Below are 16,451 nucleotides of genomic sequence, written 5' to 3'. Positions count from 1 at the left end.
CAAATTCGGTTCACCTGAGGCTCCTTGCGTATACCATCGACACAAGCGCTGCGTGCGCTCGACAGCTTCGCCCGCCACGGCAGCGTCTGGCGCGCCGCCGACGAGTTGCACCTGACCCGCAGCGCTGTCAGCCATCAGCTTCGCCTGCTGGAGCGCGACCTCGGCTTCGACCTGCTCGAACGCATCGGCAAGGGCGTGGCGCTGACGCCGCGCGGCCAGCGCTACGCCAGCGACGTGCGCAAGGCGTTGACCGTGCTGGGCGACGCGGTGACGCGTGATGCCGGCACCGGCGTCGGCGGCTCGTTCGCCGTCAGTTGCACGCCCGGCTTCGCCTCGCTGTTCTTGTGCACCCATATCGGCGAGTTCCGGCAGATGTATCCTGACGTGGCGCTGCGCATTCTGACGCCGCGGCGGCTCGACGATGTTAGCAACGCCGATGCCGATGCCTTCATTGCGTTTGGTGTCGGCAATTGGCCGAACCGGGCGGTCGAACCGCTCTGCGAAATCTCGTTCACGCCGCTCTGCAGCCCGACGCTGCTCAACAAGATCGGCGGTTTTTCCCGGCCGTCGGACGTGCTGCGGGCCAACCTGCTGCATCTCGATGACACCGAGGATTGGGCGCGCTGGCTGGCGCTCTCCAAGGTGGAAAACCCCGACATTGAGGGCGGCATCTTCTTTTCGGACATGAACCTCGTCTTTTCGGCGGCGATTGCCGGCCAGGGCATCGCCATGGGCGACGAACTGACCAGCCGGCGGGCGCTGAGCGAGGGCCGGCTGGTCAGGCCGTTCGACATCGCGATCAAGTCGCCGCGCTCCTATTTCCTGGTCTCCGAACATGCCAAGGCTTCGCATCCGGTTCTGGAAGCGTTCACGGGATGGCTGCGGTCGAAACTCCAGGAGAACCGCATTCTGCCGTATTGAGGGCAGTTGGCGACATCTCGCCATAGATGAATGGAATTTGCCGATCACGCGAAAACTATTCGGTTGCGGTGAGCCGGCACCCTGCCTACGATTTCGACAAGCGTTAGGGAAAGGGCAGTATGCAGCAACCCGGCCGTGCCGCAGAGATCAAGGCAATCGGGATCGGCAAGAGCTTCGGCTCGTTCCGTGCGCTGGACAATCTGTCGCTCGATATCGGGCGTGGCGAGTTCCTGACCCTGCTCGGGCCGTCCGGTTCGGGCAAGACCACCTTCCTGATGATCCTTGCCGGCTTCGTGCAGCCGACCGAAGGCAAGCTGTTCAGCGACGGCGTCGACATCACCGACCGGCCGGCCGAGCAACGTGCCGCCGGCATGGTGTTCCAGGGCTACGCGCTGTTCCCGCATATGAGCGTCGAAGCCAACATCGCCTTCCCACTCAAGGTGCGCAAGAAATCGGCCGCCGACATCAAGCGCCGCGTCGGCGAGATGATCGAGCGCGTCGGCCTCAAGGGCCACGAGAAAAAACTGCCGGCGCAACTGTCGGGCGGCCAGCAGCAGCGCGTGGCGCTGGCCCGTGCGCTGGTGTTCGAACCGGGCGTGCTGTTGCTCGATGAGCCGTTTTCCGCGCTCGACAAGGGTCTGCGCGGCCAGATGCAGGCCGAGATGAAGCGCCTGCATCAGGAGACCGGAACCACCTTCGTCTTCGTCACCCACGACCAGAGCGAGGCACTGGCGCTGTCGTCGCGCGTCGCCATCTTCAATCACGGCAAATTGCTGCAGGTTGGACCGCCCGACGAGGTCTACGACCGGCCGGACAATCGCTTCGTCGCCGAGTTCCTCGGCGAGATCAACATGCTGCCTCTGAAGGGGGTCAGGCCTGCCGGCAATGGCTCGACCGGCCTGTGCGAGGACCGCGCGGTCAGCATGGGCTGCAAGGCCGAACTCGTGCGCGGCGATGCCATCCTGGCGATCCGGCCTGAATACATGTCGATATCGGGCGAGGCGGCAGATGGTGAGAATGGGATCGCCGCTACCGCCACCAACTCCACCTATCTCGGCGCGGCAACGCGACTTGACCTGACAACGCGGCAAGGCGCCAAGGTCACGGTCTCGGTGCCGAACGAGGTTGCTGCCGCGGCCTTGAGCAAGGGCAACTCCGTCTGGCTCACCTGGCCGGCGGAAAAGGGTTTCCTCCTTCCGCATGGAGGGCAATGACGAACGGTGTGGCGAGATATCGCAGCACCGATTCCGGCACTATCAACAACAAAAAGGGGAACTGACATGACACATGATACTAAGAAACAAGCCATCGAGAGCCTGTCCGCCAGGGCAGGTCGCGGCGAGATCTCGCGCCGGCAGTTCACACAGTTGGCGGCACTCGTGCTGGCCGGCACGCCGATGCTGCTGCGCTCGACAGGTGCCTTTGCGCAGGCCAAGGAACTGGTGCTGGTCAACTGGGGTGGCGATGCCATCACCGCCTATGATGCCGCCTATGGCCAGGCCTTCACCAAGGACACCGGCATCACCGTCAAGATGGACGGTTCGGGTCCGACCGAAGGCGCCATCGCCGCGCAGTTCAAGAGCGGCGCGCCGACCTGGGATCTCGTCGACGTAGACCCGTTCTCGGCCATCACGCTCGGCGCCCAAGGGGCTCTCGAGCCGATCGATTACAACATCGTCGACAAGAAGAAGATGCGGCCCGGCTTTGGTTGGGAATACGCCGCCTCGACCTATTTCTTCTCCTATGTCATCGCCTATGATTCCGAGAAGTACGGCAAGGACGCGCCGACCGGCATGGCCGATTTCTTTGATGTGAAGAAATTCCCCGGCAAGCGCTCGCTCTACAAATGGGGCGTATCGAGCTGGGAAGCGGCGCTGCTCGCCGACGGCATCGCGCCGGCGTCACTCTACCCGCTCGATCTCAAGCGCGCCCATGACAAGATCGCCGCCTTCAAGGAAAATGTCGTTGCCTATTGGGGTGGCGGCGCCGAAAGCCAGAGCGTGCTGCTCAATGGCGAGGCCTCGATGGCGATCGTCTGGTCGACCCGTGCATCACTGATCGAGCAGGATAGCGGCGGCAAGATCAAGTTCATCTGGGACCAGGGCCTGATCTCGCCCGGCGCGCTGGCCGTGCTCAAGGGCAATCCCGGCGGCAAGGACGCTGCGATGAAGTTCATCGCCAGTGCTCAGGACCCTGAAAAGCAGTTGGTCATGTTCGACAAGCTCGGCCAGGGCCCGGCCAATCCGGCTGCCGACGCGCTGATCCCCGCCGACAAGAAGCGCATCAATCCGGTCGATCCCGAGAACATGAAGAAGCAGATCGCGCTCGACATGGACTGGTACGCCAAGAACTACGGGCCGGCGCTCGACGAATACACCAAGATCATCTCGGCCTGATCAGGGCCGGGGTAATCGGGTCGAAATGAGATCCTATCTCTCCGACAGGATGGGCGCGGCGCTGTTGATGGCGCCGCTGCTCCTGTTTCTTGTCCTGGCCTATGCCTGGCCATTCCTCGGCGTCGTCAAATGGAGCTTTACACTGCCGACGCCCGGCCTCGGCCAGTATGAGGCGCTGCTCACCGACGATCTGGTGCAGTCGGTGTTCATCCGCACGCTGCGCATCGCGGCAATCGTTACCATCGTCTCGGTTGCCGCTGCCTACGCCATCACCGTCGTCTGGGTGCGTGGAACCCCGGCACAGCGCCTGGTCGCCGAGTTCTGCATTCTCGTTCCCTTCTGGATTTCCGTGCTGACCCGTGCCTTCGGCTGGGTGGCGCTGCTCTCCAATCGCGGCCTGATCAACACCTGGTTGCAGGCGATCGGCTTCATTTCCGAACCGTTGGCGTTGGTGCGCAACGAATTCGGCGTCATCGTCGGCATGACGCACTTCCTCATTCCTTTCGCCGTTTTCCCGCTGGCATCTTCCATGCGCAGCCTCGACGACCGCGTGCTTTTAGCTGCGCGTGGCCTCGGTTCCAGCCGCATGCGCACCTTCTGGACGGTGTTCGTGCCGATGACGCGCTCCGGCATCATCGGCGCGGCGATGATCGTGTTCGTCTTCTCGCTCGGCTTCTTCGTCACGCCGGCGATCCTCGGTGGCGGCCGCAGCGTCATGATCGCCGAGCTGATCTATCTCAGGATCTTCCAGAGCCCGGACTGGGGGCTGGGTGCAGCGATCAGCGTCGTGCTGGTGCTGTTCGTCGGCGCGCTGATGGCGCTTTTGTTCCGCTATGTCAGACCGAAGCAGTTGATCTGATGCCGACCTACCGCCCCGGTCCCGTCTCGCTGATCATCGCCGCCTTCGTGGCGCTGTTCCTGCTGATGCCGCTGCTTGCGGTCATCCCGGTATCGCTGACGCCGAGCCGCATGCTGGCTATGCCGTCGGGCGAACTATCGCTGCGCCACTACCGGGCGCTGGTCGAGGACCCGCGCTGGCTCCAATCGATCCTGCTCTCGATCCGCATCGGCGTCGTCAGCAGCGCCTTTTCCACCGTGCTCGCGCTGTGCTTCAGCCTTGGCGTCTGGATGTTCCAGCCGCGCTTCACCGCGGCCCTGGTCGGCTTCGTGCTGCTGCCGATGGTGGTGCCGCCGGTGGTCTCGGCGATCACGCTCTACTTCCTGCTGACCTCGATCTCGGGTTTCAGCTCTTTCTTCGGCTATGACACCTGGCTGGGCGTCGCCATGGCCCATTCGGTGATGACCGTGCCCTTCGCCACCGTGCTGATGCTGGTCTCGCTCAGCCAGCTCGACCGCCGCATCGACCTTGCCGCCCGGGGCTTAGGCGCCACTTTGTGGGAGCGCGCCACCCGCATCATCATGCCCAACATCAAGTTCGGCATCATTACCGCGGCACTGCTCTCCTTCGTGCTGTCCTGGGAAGAAATCGGCGTCACCCTGTTCATCACCTCGGTCAACGCCATCACGCTGCCGAGGCTGATGTGGATGGGCCTGCGCGACAACATCGACCCGGCGATCGCCGCGCTCTCGGTGATCCTGATCATCATCACAGTGCTGGTGCTGGCGGTGCGCAGTTTCGTGGCCAGGCAGCGCGGAGCCTAAACAAATCGCACAGAGACACGGCCAAACCTGCCTAGATCGCCAGTGACTTCGTCACCTGCCTCGACGCCAATCGGCGTCACGCAGGTACCTGTAATCACCACCTGTCCCGGTTGGAGCGCTATGCCCAGGCCCGACAGCTCGTTGACGAGCCAGGGGAGCGCGATGCGAGGATCGCCCAACACGGCTGCTCCCGATCCGCTATGTTGCGACCTTCCGGAAACGGAGGCGACCACGGGGTGCTTTGCAAGGTCCGCGTCCCGCCAGTCGTCTTCCGCCGCCTCGCCGATGACAAACAGATTGGTGCAGGCATTGTCCGCAATGAGCTGCGGCGCCCCGGCGGCGCAGAAATCGTCATACCGTGAGTCCGGGATTTCGATCGCCGGATGCAAGGTCGCCACGGCTTCCATCACCTCGGCGATTTCATAGGGTGCCGGACGAGGCGGCAGCTCGCGGCCGAAGCGGAAAGCGAATTCGATCTCGGCCACGCGCATCTTGCTCGTCGCCAGGGAAACGGTCCCGCCGACCTCCACCGCTTTCTCGGCCAGGAGACGTCCGGCCATCGGGCCGTCGACGTTGATGTGCCTTTGTCCGGCCAGACTGGTCGCGGCAATCTTCCAGCCGAAAAGTGGGGCCACCGAGCGATCCATGACATGCGACTGGATGGCGTAACCTTCGAGCCGTGTTTGTGGGCGCAACGCCTCAGGTATGGCGTCGAGACGGGTGCCCTTGTCCCGGTGGCCTACCAACAACCGCGACGCAGCCCTGGTCTTTTCTGCATCGAGCATCATCAGCTTTCGAAATGGCTTCGTGGATCAAAAACGGCAAGGAAACATTGCGTCATGCGACGCTGTATGGAGCGAGAATATGTGACCAGGAATCGAGAGTCCATGTTCACAGCTCGGTCCCCGCGGACGATGGTGTTGGCAAAGTCGCCCTTTCGAGATCATCGGCATCCATCATTGCGATGACGAATCGCCATCGCCTCCGCGCGTCGAATGGCTATATCTGTCAGAACACGCAGAACGCGGACAGGCTTCCGAAAAGCAATAGTCGGCAGCGCAGGAACCGGAGGAAAAGACGATGACCGCGCCAGGCGATTTACAGCAGGCACTGTTTCTCAGGCTGAAAAGCGATGCATCGCTGTCGGCCTTGCTGGGCGGCGCCGGACTGCTCGAACGGCCAGCCGACAATGCCGCTTTTCCGTACGTGACCTGGGGCCATACCTCCGCTTTCGACTGGGATACGAGCACCGAGAACACCGACGACCAGTTGATTACGCTGCATGTCTGGTCGAAAGCCCATGGCGACGCCGAAACGCTAGCCATCATGGCCGCCATCCAGGCGCGCCTTGCCGACGCAGCATTGGTGATTGGCCCTCGCGGCCAGACACGACTGTCGCTGGAATTTGCCGAAGCCCGCCATGACGAGGATCTGCTCGTGCATCACGGGCTGCTGCGTTTTCGCGCGATAACGCAGGAAAATGCCTGATGCGCTTTCAATATGGTCAAAACCGAGTCTAGACTGGACTTTCGCGGGATTTCACCTGTTCGAGGCGGTGAAATTCCAGGTTGATTGTCTCGCGTTGCAGGGGTGTGGCGAGCATGTTTTCAGCGGCGTTCACCGTTCATTTCACGTTCAGCACCGATGCGTTACAACGCCGGTCATGAAAACGCTTCGCTCCCACTTCCGAACCGCGACACTGGCGCTTTGTGCTGCCGGACTGTTCGCGTCGCAGGCGATAGCGATACCGGTCGTCGCGCCGCCCGACCTGGCCAGCCCGATCGTACTGGCGGCGTCCGATTGCTACGCCATCGGCCAGCAGGTGGCCGAGCAGAATGGCGGAACGCTGGCCAAGGCCTCGCAATCGACGCGCGGCGGTCAGCCTGTCTGTGTCATCGTCGTGCTCGTTCCAGGCAAGGACGGACAACGTCCGCGCCGTTCCGAGATCGTCGTTCCGCTGAACTGACCCATTTTTCCAACTTATAGACCCTCAGTTTCCCAGACCGCCGGAATCGGCCTATATCTGCCCCAGTCTTCAATCTGACAAAGCTCTTCAATCTGACAAAGCTCATCAACAGGTATCGAACTCCGCATGCGCGTACTCGTCGTCGAAGATGACAAGGATCTCAATCGGCAGATATCGGATGCGCTGGTCGATGCCGGCTATGTCGTCGACCGCGCCTTCGACGGCGAGGAAGGCCATTTCCTTGGCGACACCGAGCCCTACGACGCCGTCGTGCTCGATATCGGCCTGCCGCAGATGGACGGCATCAGCGTGGTCGAGCGCTGGCGGCGCGGCGGCCGCAAGATGCCGGTGCTGATCCTGACGGCGCGCGACCGCTGGAGCGACAAGGTCTCCGGCATCGATGCCGGCGCCGATGACTACGTCACCAAGCCGTTCCACATCGAGGAGGTGCTGGCCAGGCTGCGGGCCCTGATCCGGCGCGCTGCCGGCCATGCCTCGTCCGAACTTACCTGCGGGCCGCTGCGCCTCGACACCAAGGCCTCCAAGGCCGATGTCGACGGCGTGCCGCTGAAGCTGACCTCGCACGAATTCCGCCTGCTTGCCTATCTGATGCACCATATGGGCGAGGTCGTCTCGCGGACCGAACTGGTCGAGCATCTCTACGATCAGGATTTCGACCGCGATTCCAACACTATCGAGGTGTTTGTCGGGCGGCTGCGCAAGAAGATGGGCATCGACATGATCGAAACCGTGCGCGGCATGGGCTACCGCATGCGTGAGCCGGAGGCGTAACTCGGAACCGCTCAAACCAACCGCAAGGGCGCCGCTTTCGCTGCGTTTGTGGCCGCGTTCGCTGACGTTCCGCGTCATCGCCTTTTCCACGGTCTGGGCGATCGTGACGCTCGTTGTCATCTTCACGTTGATAACCACGCTCTACCGCCAGGCCAGCGAACGCGGCTTCGACAGCCTGCTTTCGGCGCATCTGTTCAACCTGATCGGTTCGATAGGCATCTCCGACAGCGGGGCGCTGACTGGCGCGCCAGACCTCGGCGACCTTCGGTTCTCGGAGCCGAATTCGGGCTGGTACTGGTCGGTGGAGCCCGCTTCGGAAGGCGTGCATGGCGATCTTCACTCGTCGTCGATGACCACGACGATCCCGTCACCGAGCGTTGCCGAGGTGCCGTTCAATGCCAGCTTTCAGCGCAGCTACGCAGCCGAAGGCATCGACGGCGAGCAACTCGAAGTTTTCGAGAGCGAATTCGTTCTCGACGCCAAGAACCGGGCCGCGCGTTTCCGCGTCATGGGCAACCAGAGCGAACTCGAACAGGAAATCGCTACCTTTCAGCGCCGCCTGCTGACCTATCTCAGCCTGTTCGGCGTCGGCATGATCGCCATCAACGCGATCGCCATTCTGCTCGGCCTGCAGCCGCTGCGCCGGGTCAGGAACGCGCTCGCCATGGTGCGCGAAGGCACCGCCCAGAGGCTCGACGGCCGCTTCCCGGCCGAGATCGAACCGCTTGCCAACGAAACCAATGCGTTGATCGAAAACAACAGGCGCATCGTCGAGCGGTCGCGAACACAGGTCGGCAATCTCGCCCATTCGCTGAAGACGCCGCTGGCGGTGCTGCTCAACGAGGGCCGCGCGCTCGGCGGCGCCAAGGGGCAGCTGATCGCCGAACAGGCCGCTTCCATGCAGAAGCAGGTCGAACACTATCTCCAGCGCGCCCGCGTCGCGGCACAACGCGACAGCGTCGTCTACCGCACGCCGGTGACGCCGCTGGTGCAGCGCATGGTGCGGGTTATGCAGAAGCTCAATCCGCAGACAAATCTGTCGCTGTCACTGCCGGCAACCGAGATCGTCTTCGCCGGCGAGCGCGAGGACCTTGAGGAATTGCTGGGCAATCTCCTTGAAAACGCGATGAAATGGGCAAAGAGCGCGGTGCAGGTCTCGGTCGTGCCCTTGACCGGCAAGGACGACCCGGCCGGCCTTTTCGAGATCGGCATAGAGGATGACGGTCCGGGCATTCCCGAGGATAAGGCGCGCGAGGCGCTGAAGCGCGGACGGCGTCTGGACGAGACAAAGCCCGGAACGGGGCTGGGCCTAGCCATTGTCGCAGACCTCGTCAACGAGTATGGAGGCGTTCTGGCGCTCGAACGATCCGGTATGGGCGGATTGAAGGCGGTGGTGCGATTGCGGAGCCTTCAGTGATGTTCACCCGGGCCAATCGACATAGAGGGACGGAAGATGTTATTGGCGGCATGTCCATTGGTCCCGCAGCGGCCAGCGCCAAATTTCCGACAAATATCAATACTATGGCCACGCCAACTTCTCCGATGACGCGGCCCCCGGCGCATCCATGGCAGGCTCCAACTCAAGAAAACCGGTTGTTGGCATGAAGATTCGCGTCGCTCTTGTTTCCGCATTGCTGGCTGTTTCCGGCTGCACCACCTTGAGCGGCAAGGGTCCAACCGTGTCCGCGACACCGGCCTCGACACCTCCTTCCAGCGGCAAGGTGACCACGACGATCATTTCGGCGATGGGCGGCGGCCTCATCAGTGGGGCGATCGGCAACGGTCTCAGCGAGACCGAGAAGCGCAGCGCGCTTGAGGCTGAGTACAAGGCGCTAGAATACACGACCAGCGGCCAGAAGGTGACGTGGAAGGGCGCCCAGGCTTCGCGCTACGGCGAGGTGGTTCCGGCCCAGCCCTACCGCGTCGGTTCGCAGGACTGCCGCCAGTACACGCAGACGGTATTTTCCGGCGGCGCCGGGGTCACGGCGCGTGGAACCGCTTGCCGCAACGCCGATGGCAGCTGGACGCCGCTGACCTGACGACCGTCTGCCGACGATTGGCGGCTGGCGTCGTCAAAGCGTCGCAGCATGCATCTGTTGGCACGGCAGAGCTCTGCCGGTATTGGAAGAACCATGCTGTTCTGGGTCATAGCCGCCATTCTCACGCTGGGTGCAAGCCTGGCGGTGCTGCTGCCGCTGGCCGCCAGCGCCAAGGGCGCGTCGTCGAGCGGCGAACATGATCTCGAAGTCTATCGGGACCAATTGTCCGAGCTTGACCGCGACGCCGCGCGTGGCTTGATCCAGCCGGCCGAAGCCGCCGAGGCCCGCGCCGAGATCGCTCGCCGCATCCTTCGCCTTGACAATGCGGGTGCCGTCGGCGGCGCAAACCCTGGCCGAGCGCCGGTCACGGCAAGGCTGGTGGCAACCGTAGCCGTGCTGGCGGTGCCGCTGGTCAGTTGGGGGCTCTATGTCAAGCTTGGCTCTCCTGACCTGCCGTCGCAACCGCTCAGCGAGCGGTTGGCCAAGAATCCTGCCGACAGTTCGGTCGACGAGCTGGTGGCGCGGGCCGAAGCCCATCTGGCCGCCAATCCCACTGACGGCAGGGGCTGGGACGTGCTGGCACCGGTCTATCTGCGCATGCAGCGCTTTTCCGACGCGGCAGGAGCCTATCGCAACGCCATTCGGCTCGATGGCGACAGCGCCGTTCGCCAGGCCGGTCTCGGCGAGGCGATCGCCAGCGCGGCAGGCGGCATTGTCTCGGCCGATGCCCAGGATGCTTTCGAAGCAGCCCTGAAGCTCGATCCGGCCAATGCGAAGGCCAGCTTCTACCTGGCCATGGCATTGGCGCAGGAGGGTCGCGCCAAGGAAGCGACCACGGCATGGCAGGCGATGCTGGACAGATTGCCGCCGGATTCGCCATGGCGCGGTGCCGTCGAGCAGGCGCTCGCCAAATCCGGAAGCTCCGACGTCGCTTCCGGCGGCGCCACCAACGGTCCCGATGCCGGCGATGTCGACGCCGCATCCTCGATGTCGCCGCAGGACCGGGAGACCATGATCAATACGATGGTTGCCGGCCTCGACGACAAACTGCGGCAAAATCCGCGCGATCCGGAAGGATGGATGCGGCTCGTTCGTTCCTATGTCGTGCTCGGCAAGGCCGATCAGGCGCGTGAGGCGCTCGGTCGCGCCATTGCCGTCTTTGGAGCCGACAGCGACCAGGCGAAGAAATTCACTGCCTTTGCCGCTTCGCTTGGGCTTGCGGCGACGGAGTAGAACAAGACATGACGCGCAAGCAGAAACGATTGTCGGTGATCGCGGGCGGGCTGGTCTTCCTGGGTGCCGCGACCGGGCTGACTTTTTACGCGCTTGGCCAGAAGGCCTCCTATTTCTACATGCCGGCCGATCTCACCACCGCCAGCGTCCAGCCTGGCCAGCGCATCCGGTTGGGTGGATTGGTCGAAAAAGGCACGATCCACCGCGGACAGGGGGCCACGGTCGGCTTTTCGGTGACCGACACGCACAAATCGGTCAAGGTCACCTACACCGGCATCCTGCCCGACCTTTTCCGCGAAGAGCAGGGCGTCATCACCGAGGGTACTTTCGGCCCGGACGGGGTTTTTGTTGCCGATAGCGTGCTGGCCAAGCATGATGAGCGCTACATGCCCAAGGAGGTTGCGGACGGCCTCAAGGCCAAGGGCGTCTGGCAGGAGAACAAGAGTGAATAGCTCCGGCAGGAGAGCGACAATGGATCACGGACATGGTTGAAACGGGCCATTTCGCCCTCGTCCTGGCGTTTGCGCTTTCGCTAGTGCAGACGGTGGTGCCGCTGTTTGGCGCGCGCCTGAACAACCAGCGCCTCATGGCCGTCGGCGGTCCGGTCGCAGTGACCGGCTTTGCCTTGACGGCGCTGTCCTTCGCAGCGTTGGCGAGTGCCTATGCAAGCTCCGATTTCTCGGTGGCAAGCGTGTGGGAAAACTCGCATTCCTTACAGCCGTTGATCTACAAGATCACCGGAACCTGGGGCAATCATGAAGGCTCGATGCTGCTTTGGGTGTTGATCCTGACCTTTTTCGGCGCGCTCGTCGCCGCTTTCGGCTCCAACCTGCCGGCGACGCTGCGCGCCAATGTGCTAGCGGTGCAAGGCGCCATCGGCGCCGCCTTCTTCCTGTTCATCCTGGCGACGTCCAATCCGTTCATCCGGCTCAATCCGGCGCCGATCGAAGGCCGCGATCTCAACCCGATCCTGCAGGATCTCGGCCTCGCCATCCACCCGCCTTTCCTCTATCTCGGCTATGTCGGCTTCTCGATCTGTTTTTCCTTCTCGGTTGCCGCTCTCATCGAAGGCCGCATCGACGCGTCCTGGGCGCGCTGGGTGCGGCCGTGGACGCTGGTCGCCTGGATGTTCCTGACCGGCGGCATCGCCATGGGATCGTACTGGGCCTACTACGAACTCGGTTGGGGCGGTTTCTGGTTCTGGGATCCGGTCGAGAACGCCTCCTTTATGCCGTGGCTGGCGGGGACCGCGCTGCTCCATTCGGCCATCGTCATGGAAAAGCGCTCGGCGCTGAAGATCTGGACGCTGCTGCTCGCCATCCTGACCTTTTCGCTGTCGCTGCTCGGCACCTTCCTCGTGCGTTCAGGCGTCTTGACCTCCGTGCACGCCTTTGCCACCGATCCGACCCGGGGCGTGTTTATCCTGTGCATCCTGACGCTGTTTATCGGCGGCTCGCTGGCGCTGTTTGCGCTGCGCGCTTCCCGGCTGACGACCGGCGGCCTGTTCCAACCGATTTCCCGAGAAGGGGCGCTGGTCCTCAACAATCTGTTCCTGACGACGGCGACGGCGACCGTCCTCGTCGGCACACTCTACCCGCTCGCCGTCGAAGCCTTCTCAGCCGACAAGATCTCGGTCGGCGCGCCGTTCTTCAATCTCACCTTCGGACCGCTGATGGTGCCGCTGCTGCTCGTGGTTCCGTTCGGGCCTTTGCTGGCCTGGAAGCGCGGCGATGTCTTCGCCGTCGCGCAGCGCCTTATGGTGGCCTTTGCAGCGGCGCTGCTGGCGACGCTGGTCACCGTTCTGTTCATCGACGGCGCCTCGGTGTTCGCAGCCCTGGGCGTTGGCCTTGCCGTCTGGCTGATCCTTGGCGCGCTCACCGACCTCGCCGTCAAATCCGGCTTTCGGACCGCCGCAACGGGGATCATGGTCAGGCGCTTGCTCGGCCTGCCGCGCTCGGTCTTCGGCACCGCCTTCGCTCACCTTGGCCTCGGCCTGACCACGCTCGGCATCGTCGGCACACTTTGCTTCGGCACCGAGAAGATCCTGTCGATGCATGCCGGTGAGACCGTCGAACTGTCCGGCCATACGCTGCGTTTCGTCGGGCTTTATCCGGCCCAGGGACCGAATTACAGCGAGGATCTCGGCCGCTTCGAACTGATCGGCGTCAGCGGCAGCCCTGTTGGCGAAATCAGCTCCGCCAAACGGTTTTATCCGGTGCGGCAGATGACGACGACGGAATCGGGCATCAGGACGATTGGTTTCTCGCAGCTCTACATCTCGCTCGGCGACGAGGGCAATGACGGTTCCGTCGTCGTCCGTCTGTGGTGGAAGCCGCTGGTGACGTTGATCTGGGGCGGCGGCCTGATGATGATGGCGGGCGCGGCGATGTCGCTGATGGACCGGCGCCTGCGCGTCGGCGCGCCGTCGCGGCGGCGCAAGCAGGCGAGCGCGGTGCCATCCGCGACCCTGCCATGAACGCGCGGCTTTCGCTGACCTCCATTGTCCTGCTGCTGGCGCTGTTCTTTGCCGGCACGGCCCTGGCGGTGAAGCCTGACGAGGTGCTGCCTGATCCGACGCTGGAGGCGCGGGCGCGGGCGCTGTCGGAAGGCTTGCGCTGCATGGTCTGCCAGAACCAGTCGATCGACGAATCCGATGCCGACCTTGCCCGCGACTTGCGCGTCCTTGTGCGTCAGCGCCTCGTCGCCGGCGACACCGACCAGCAGGTCATGGACTACGTGGTTTCGCGCTATGGCGAGTTCGTGCTGCTGAAGCCGCGTTTCGACCTGCGCAATGCGTTGCTATGGGGCACGCCCGTCCTGCTGTTGCTGATAGGAGGCGTTTTCATCGTGCTGACCGCGCGGTCGCGCCGCGTGCTGGCGACCAATGCGTTGACCACTGAGGAACAGGCGGCGCTGGACAAGATACTAGGCAATTAGCTTGGCCATTCCTCCGAGGGCCAGTCTCGCGACGTGTGAATGACGCGCAGGATAACGACGCTCTGACGGCCAGCGATTGGGCGCAACTCGTAGGCAATGATGTAGGGCAGGCGGTCGATGAGCTTCTCATATGTGCCTGTCACTCGGCCTGGGCGGCCCGTCGCCATCTCACCAAGGCCCTGGCCCATTTCATGAATACGATCCGCCAGGCGTCGGGCGGCAGCAGGATTGTCCTGAGCGATAAAGGCAACTTGCTGCTTAAGATCGTCCAGCGCTTCTCGCGACCAGGCGACGAACCGCTTCACGCCTTGCCCAAGCGCCTGGCTTCCGCCGATTCGATGACTGCGTCGATTTCCGCCATCGCATCGTCGTGAGGCACGACACGGCCAGCCGCCGCATCTTCCATGCCGCGTTTGATGCCTTCAATGATATCGAGTTCGCGATCGACGTAGGCCGAGACCGCCTCGGCGGCGAGGAACGATTTGCTACGCCGGGTGTCGGTGGCGATCCGCTCCAGCTTCAGCTTGGTTTCGGGAGAGACCCGGATGGTCATGGTGGTGCTTGCTGTCATTTATGAAAGCCTTGTGCTGAGTTGTGTACAAGATAGCACATCGGACATGGCAGCCAAGGGGATTGTACGTCCCCTGACTCCCAAACATTACCAAAGTTTCATGTGTCGGAAATGGCGCTGTAATGTGTGCCGCTCTAATTCTCCTTTCCTGAGGATGCCGACCAAGCAGCGTCCGTTGAAAGAGGATAAGAAATCCATGAATATTGCCCCCAATTCATATTCGGTCACCCGCAAGCGTCTCATGGCTGCCGTCGCATCTGTCGCCGTGGCCGGTGCGATCGGCGTTGGCGCGCTGACCAGCGGAACCAGCCCTGTTCTGGCCGATGCCGTGCGCGTCGAGGCGCCGCAGGTGCCGGGCTTCGCCGATGTCGTCGAGCGCGTTTCTCCCGCCGTTGTCAGCGTCAAGGTCAAGGCCAAGATCAGCCCGGCCGCCGATGATGGCTCCGACCCGTCCGACGACCAGGATGGCATGAACAACCTGCCCAACAATCCACAGCTGCGCCGCTTCTTCAAGGAATTCCGTGGCTTTGGTGACCAGGACGGCCAGGGTGGCGGCAACAGGCGCTTCAGCCACCGCGACCGCAACAACGACCAGCCGCGGCCGGTTGCTCAAGGGTCCGGCTTCTTCATCTCGGATGACGGCTACCTCGTCACCAACAACCACGTCGTTTCGGAAGGCTCGGCCTTCACCGTGGTGATGCATGACGGCAAGGAGCTCGACGCCAAGCTGATCGGCACCGACCCGCGCACCGATCTCGCCGTGCTTAAGGTCGACGGCGTCGGCAAGTTTACCTATGTCGACTTCGCCGATGACTCCAAGGTTCGCGTCGGCGACTGGGTGGTGGCCGTCGGCAATCCGTTCGGCCTTGGTGGAACCGTCACCGCCGGCATCGTCTCCGCCCGCGGCCGTGACATCGGCGCTGGCCCTTATGACGACTTCATCCAGATCGACGCATCGGTCAACCGCGGCAATTCTGGCGGTCCGACCTTCAACCTCAACGGCCAGGTCGTCGGCATCAACACCGCGATCTTCTCGCCGTCAGGCGGCAGCGTCGGCATCGCCTTCGACATTCCCGCTTCGACCGCCAAGCAGGTCGTTCAGGACCTGATGAAGAGCGGTTCCGTGCAGCGCGGCTGGCTCGGTGTGGAAATCCAGCCGGTCACCTCCGACATCGCTGAGTCGCTTGGTCTGAAGTCCAACAACGGCGCACTGGTTTCCAGTGCCCAGGACGATGGTCCCGGCAAGAAGGCGGGCATCACGGCCGGTGACGTGATCACCCAGGTCGACGGCAAGGATGTCGCTTCGCCGAAGGAACTGGCCCGGCTGATCGGCGCCTATTCGCCTGGCAAGTCGGTCGACGTCACCGTGTGGCGCGACGGCAAGAGCCAGACGGTCAAGGTCGATCTCGGCAAACTGCCTTCGAGCGACAAGCAGGCCTCTGTCGATCAGCAGCAGCCCGCCGCCCCGGCCAAGCCCGACACGCTGGCCGATCTCGGCCTGACCGTTACCAAGTCTGAAAACGGCAAGGGACTGGTGGTGACCGATGTCGATCCCGACAGCGACGCCGCCGATCGCGGCATCCAGCCGGGCGACGTCATCACGTCAGTCAATTCGACCGAAGTGAACGGCACCGAAGACGTCACCAAGGCGATGACCGAAGCAGTCAAATCCGGCCGCAAGGCAGTGCTGATGCAGATCACCCGCGACGACACCAATCGGTTCGTCGCGCTGCCCGTCGCCAAAGGCTGAGGTCGGTCCCGGAGCGTTCTCTCGGCCTTTCCAGGTGGGTGAGGGCGTTCCGGCGGCAGGTTGGACTTTTCCAGTGCGGCAGTTTCAATACCCCGAGCCGCCGTGCGGGAAAGCATGGAGGAGCGCGCGTTAGTCAGTCATCGCGCCTTCCCCCGGCGGCAGCGGGCTTCCCATCGTCCGCTGC

Annotated in this window: 18 protein-coding genes; 15 read left to right on the top strand and 3 right to left on the bottom strand. The window is 63.3% G+C overall.

Features of this window, described 5'->3' with window-relative positions; genetic code table 11:
• The first annotated feature begins 24 nt into the window (after positions 1–24).
• The 5 genes from NKI99_RS04090 to NKI99_RS04070 all read left to right on the top strand — a co-directional run bounded on the left by NKI99_RS04090 (position 25) and on the right by NKI99_RS04070 (position 4,979).
• Positions 25–921, top strand: coding sequence for a LysR substrate-binding domain-containing protein (locus tag NKI99_RS04090; RefSeq protein ID WP_352609861.1), 897 nt, complete (start codon positions 25–27; stop codon positions 919–921).
• Positions 922–1,040: 119 nt separating this feature from the next.
• Complete coding sequence (locus NKI99_RS04085) at positions 1,041–2,135, top strand: ABC transporter ATP-binding protein (protein ID WP_352609859.1); 1,095 nt, start codon at positions 1,041–1,043, stop codon at positions 2,133–2,135.
• Between the two features lie 66 nt (positions 2,136–2,201).
• Positions 2,202–3,317 carry an ABC transporter substrate-binding protein gene (locus tag NKI99_RS04080; RefSeq protein ID WP_023812803.1) on the top strand — a complete coding sequence of 372 codons (1,116 nt, stop codon included), beginning with the start codon at positions 2,202–2,204 and terminating at the stop codon, positions 3,315–3,317.
• Between the two features lie 25 nt (positions 3,318–3,342).
• Complete coding sequence (locus NKI99_RS04075; protein ID WP_352609858.1) at positions 3,343–4,176, top strand: ABC transporter permease; 834 nt, start codon at positions 3,343–3,345, stop codon at positions 4,174–4,176.
• Positions 4,176–4,979, top strand: a complete 804-nt coding sequence (locus tag NKI99_RS04070; protein ID WP_352609857.1) for an ABC transporter permease — start codon at positions 4,176–4,178, stop codon at positions 4,977–4,979. Before NKI99_RS04075 ends, NKI99_RS04070 begins: the two co-directional genes overlap by 1 nt.
• Here the strand turns inward: NKI99_RS04070 and NKI99_RS04065 are convergent.
• Positions 4,976–5,764 (bottom strand): 2-keto-4-pentenoate hydratase, encoded by a 789-nt coding sequence (locus NKI99_RS04065; RefSeq protein WP_352609930.1) that lies wholly within the window; start codon positions 5,762–5,764, stop codon positions 4,976–4,978. The two genes, NKI99_RS04070 and NKI99_RS04065, sit on opposite strands and share 4 nt — an antisense overlap.
• 295 nt (positions 5,765–6,059) lie before the next feature.
• Here NKI99_RS04065 and NKI99_RS04060 point away from each other — a divergent pair, with 295 nt between their 5' ends.
• The 9 genes from NKI99_RS04060 to NKI99_RS04020 all read left to right on the top strand — a co-directional run bounded on the left by NKI99_RS04060 (position 6,060) and on the right by NKI99_RS04020 (position 13,946).
• Positions 6,060–6,467 (top strand): DUF3168 domain-containing protein, encoded by a 408-nt coding sequence (locus tag NKI99_RS04060; RefSeq protein ID WP_352609856.1) that lies wholly within the window; start codon positions 6,060–6,062, stop codon positions 6,465–6,467.
• Between the two features lie 175 nt (positions 6,468–6,642).
• Positions 6,643–6,945 (top strand): hypothetical protein, encoded by a 303-nt coding sequence (locus NKI99_RS04055; RefSeq protein WP_352609854.1) that lies wholly within the window; start codon positions 6,643–6,645, stop codon positions 6,943–6,945.
• 126 nt (positions 6,946–7,071) lie between these two features.
• A complete protein-coding gene (locus NKI99_RS04050) occupies positions 7,072–7,737 on the top strand; it encodes a response regulator transcription factor (protein WP_023812809.1) in 666 nt (221 codons plus the stop codon).
• A complete protein-coding gene (locus NKI99_RS04045) occupies positions 7,721–9,154 on the top strand; it encodes an ATP-binding protein (RefSeq protein ID WP_352609853.1) in 1,434 nt (477 codons plus the stop codon). Before NKI99_RS04050 ends, NKI99_RS04045 begins: the two co-directional genes overlap by 17 nt.
• A 184-nt stretch (positions 9,155–9,338) precedes the next feature.
• On the top strand, positions 9,339–9,776 hold the full coding sequence (locus NKI99_RS04040) for an RT0821/Lpp0805 family surface protein (RefSeq protein WP_352609852.1): 438 nt from the start codon (positions 9,339–9,341) through the stop codon (positions 9,774–9,776).
• 93 nt (positions 9,777–9,869) lie between these two features.
• Complete coding sequence (gene ccmI / locus NKI99_RS04035; RefSeq protein ID WP_023812811.1) at positions 9,870–11,009, top strand: c-type cytochrome biogenesis protein CcmI; 1,140 nt, start codon at positions 9,870–9,872, stop codon at positions 11,007–11,009.
• An 8-nt stretch (positions 11,010–11,017) separates the two neighbouring features.
• Positions 11,018–11,461, top strand: coding sequence for a cytochrome c maturation protein CcmE (ccmE, locus tag NKI99_RS04030; protein ID WP_352609850.1), 444 nt, complete (start codon positions 11,018–11,020; stop codon positions 11,459–11,461).
• 32 nt (positions 11,462–11,493) lie between these two features.
• The gene (locus NKI99_RS04025; protein WP_352609849.1) at positions 11,494–13,485 is read left to right on the top strand and encodes a heme lyase CcmF/NrfE family subunit; all 1,992 of its coding nucleotides are present in this window, start codon (positions 11,494–11,496) and stop codon (positions 13,483–13,485) included.
• Positions 13,482–13,946, top strand: coding sequence for a cytochrome c-type biogenesis protein (locus tag NKI99_RS04020; RefSeq protein WP_352609848.1), 465 nt, complete (start codon positions 13,482–13,484; stop codon positions 13,944–13,946). The genes NKI99_RS04025 and NKI99_RS04020 overlap by 4 nt, the downstream gene beginning before the upstream one ends.
• On the opposite strand, the gene NKI99_RS04015 is transcribed toward NKI99_RS04020, so the two are convergent.
• A complete protein-coding gene (locus tag NKI99_RS04015) occupies positions 13,943–14,251 on the bottom strand; it encodes a type II toxin-antitoxin system RelE/ParE family toxin (protein WP_128303003.1) in 309 nt (102 codons plus the stop codon). The genes NKI99_RS04020 and NKI99_RS04015 overlap by 4 nt on opposite strands.
• The gene (locus NKI99_RS04010) at positions 14,248–14,517 is read right to left on the bottom strand and encodes a CopG family ribbon-helix-helix protein (protein WP_023812816.1); all 270 of its coding nucleotides are present in this window, start codon (positions 14,515–14,517) and stop codon (positions 14,248–14,250) included. The genes NKI99_RS04015 and NKI99_RS04010 overlap by 4 nt, the downstream gene beginning before the upstream one ends.
• A 196-nt stretch (positions 14,518–14,713) precedes the next feature.
• Here NKI99_RS04010 and NKI99_RS04005 point away from each other — a divergent pair, with 196 nt between their 5' ends.
• Positions 14,714–16,267: a Do family serine endopeptidase gene (locus NKI99_RS04005; protein WP_352441296.1), complete on the top strand. Its 1,554-nt coding sequence runs from the start codon at positions 14,714–14,716 to the stop codon at positions 16,265–16,267.
• Positions 16,268–16,451 lie beyond the last annotated feature (184 nt).

The organism is Mesorhizobium sp. M0239 (assembly GCF_040321815.1).
Lineage (GTDB): Bacteria > Pseudomonadota > Alphaproteobacteria > Rhizobiales > Rhizobiaceae > Mesorhizobium.
This window is presented reverse-complemented; position numbering and strand designations above follow the sequence as displayed.

Excerpts from the sequence above, each read along its gene's own strand:
- NKI99_RS04070 (WP_352609857.1), top strand. The coding sequence starts at position 4,176 with ATGCCGACCTACCGCCCCGGTCCCGTCTCGCTGATCATCGCCGCCTTC.
- NKI99_RS04080 (WP_023812803.1), top strand. The coding sequence starts at position 2,202 with ATGACACATGATACTAAGAAACAAGCCATCGAGAGCCTGTCCGCCAGG.
- NKI99_RS04085 (WP_352609859.1), top strand. The coding sequence starts at position 1,041 with ATGCAGCAACCCGGCCGTGCCGCAGAGATCAAGGCAATCGGGATCGGC.
- NKI99_RS04025 (WP_352609849.1), top strand. The coding sequence starts at position 11,494 with ATGGTTGAAACGGGCCATTTCGCCCTCGTCCTGGCGTTTGCGCTTTCG.
- ccmE (WP_352609850.1), top strand. The coding sequence starts at position 11,018 with ATGACGCGCAAGCAGAAACGATTGTCGGTGATCGCGGGCGGGCTGGTC.
- NKI99_RS04065 (WP_352609930.1), bottom strand. The coding sequence starts at position 5,764 with ATGCTCGATGCAGAAAAGACCAGGGCTGCGTCGCGGTTGTTGGTAGGC.
- NKI99_RS04060 (WP_352609856.1), top strand. The coding sequence starts at position 6,060 with ATGACCGCGCCAGGCGATTTACAGCAGGCACTGTTTCTCAGGCTGAAA.
- NKI99_RS04075 (WP_352609858.1), top strand. The coding sequence starts at position 3,343 with ATGAGATCCTATCTCTCCGACAGGATGGGCGCGGCGCTGTTGATGGCG.
- NKI99_RS04010 (WP_023812816.1), bottom strand. The coding sequence starts at position 14,517 with ATGACAGCAAGCACCACCATGACCATCCGGGTCTCTCCCGAAACCAAG.
- ccmI (WP_023812811.1), top strand. The coding sequence starts at position 9,870 with ATGCTGTTCTGGGTCATAGCCGCCATTCTCACGCTGGGTGCAAGCCTG.
- NKI99_RS04050 (WP_023812809.1), top strand. The coding sequence starts at position 7,072 with ATGCGCGTACTCGTCGTCGAAGATGACAAGGATCTCAATCGGCAGATA.
- NKI99_RS04020 (WP_352609848.1), top strand. The coding sequence starts at position 13,482 with ATGAACGCGCGGCTTTCGCTGACCTCCATTGTCCTGCTGCTGGCGCTG.
- NKI99_RS04040 (WP_352609852.1), top strand. The coding sequence starts at position 9,339 with ATGAAGATTCGCGTCGCTCTTGTTTCCGCATTGCTGGCTGTTTCCGGC.
- NKI99_RS04055 (WP_352609854.1), top strand. The coding sequence starts at position 6,643 with ATGAAAACGCTTCGCTCCCACTTCCGAACCGCGACACTGGCGCTTTGT.
- NKI99_RS04005 (WP_352441296.1), top strand. The coding sequence starts at position 14,714 with ATGAATATTGCCCCCAATTCATATTCGGTCACCCGCAAGCGTCTCATG.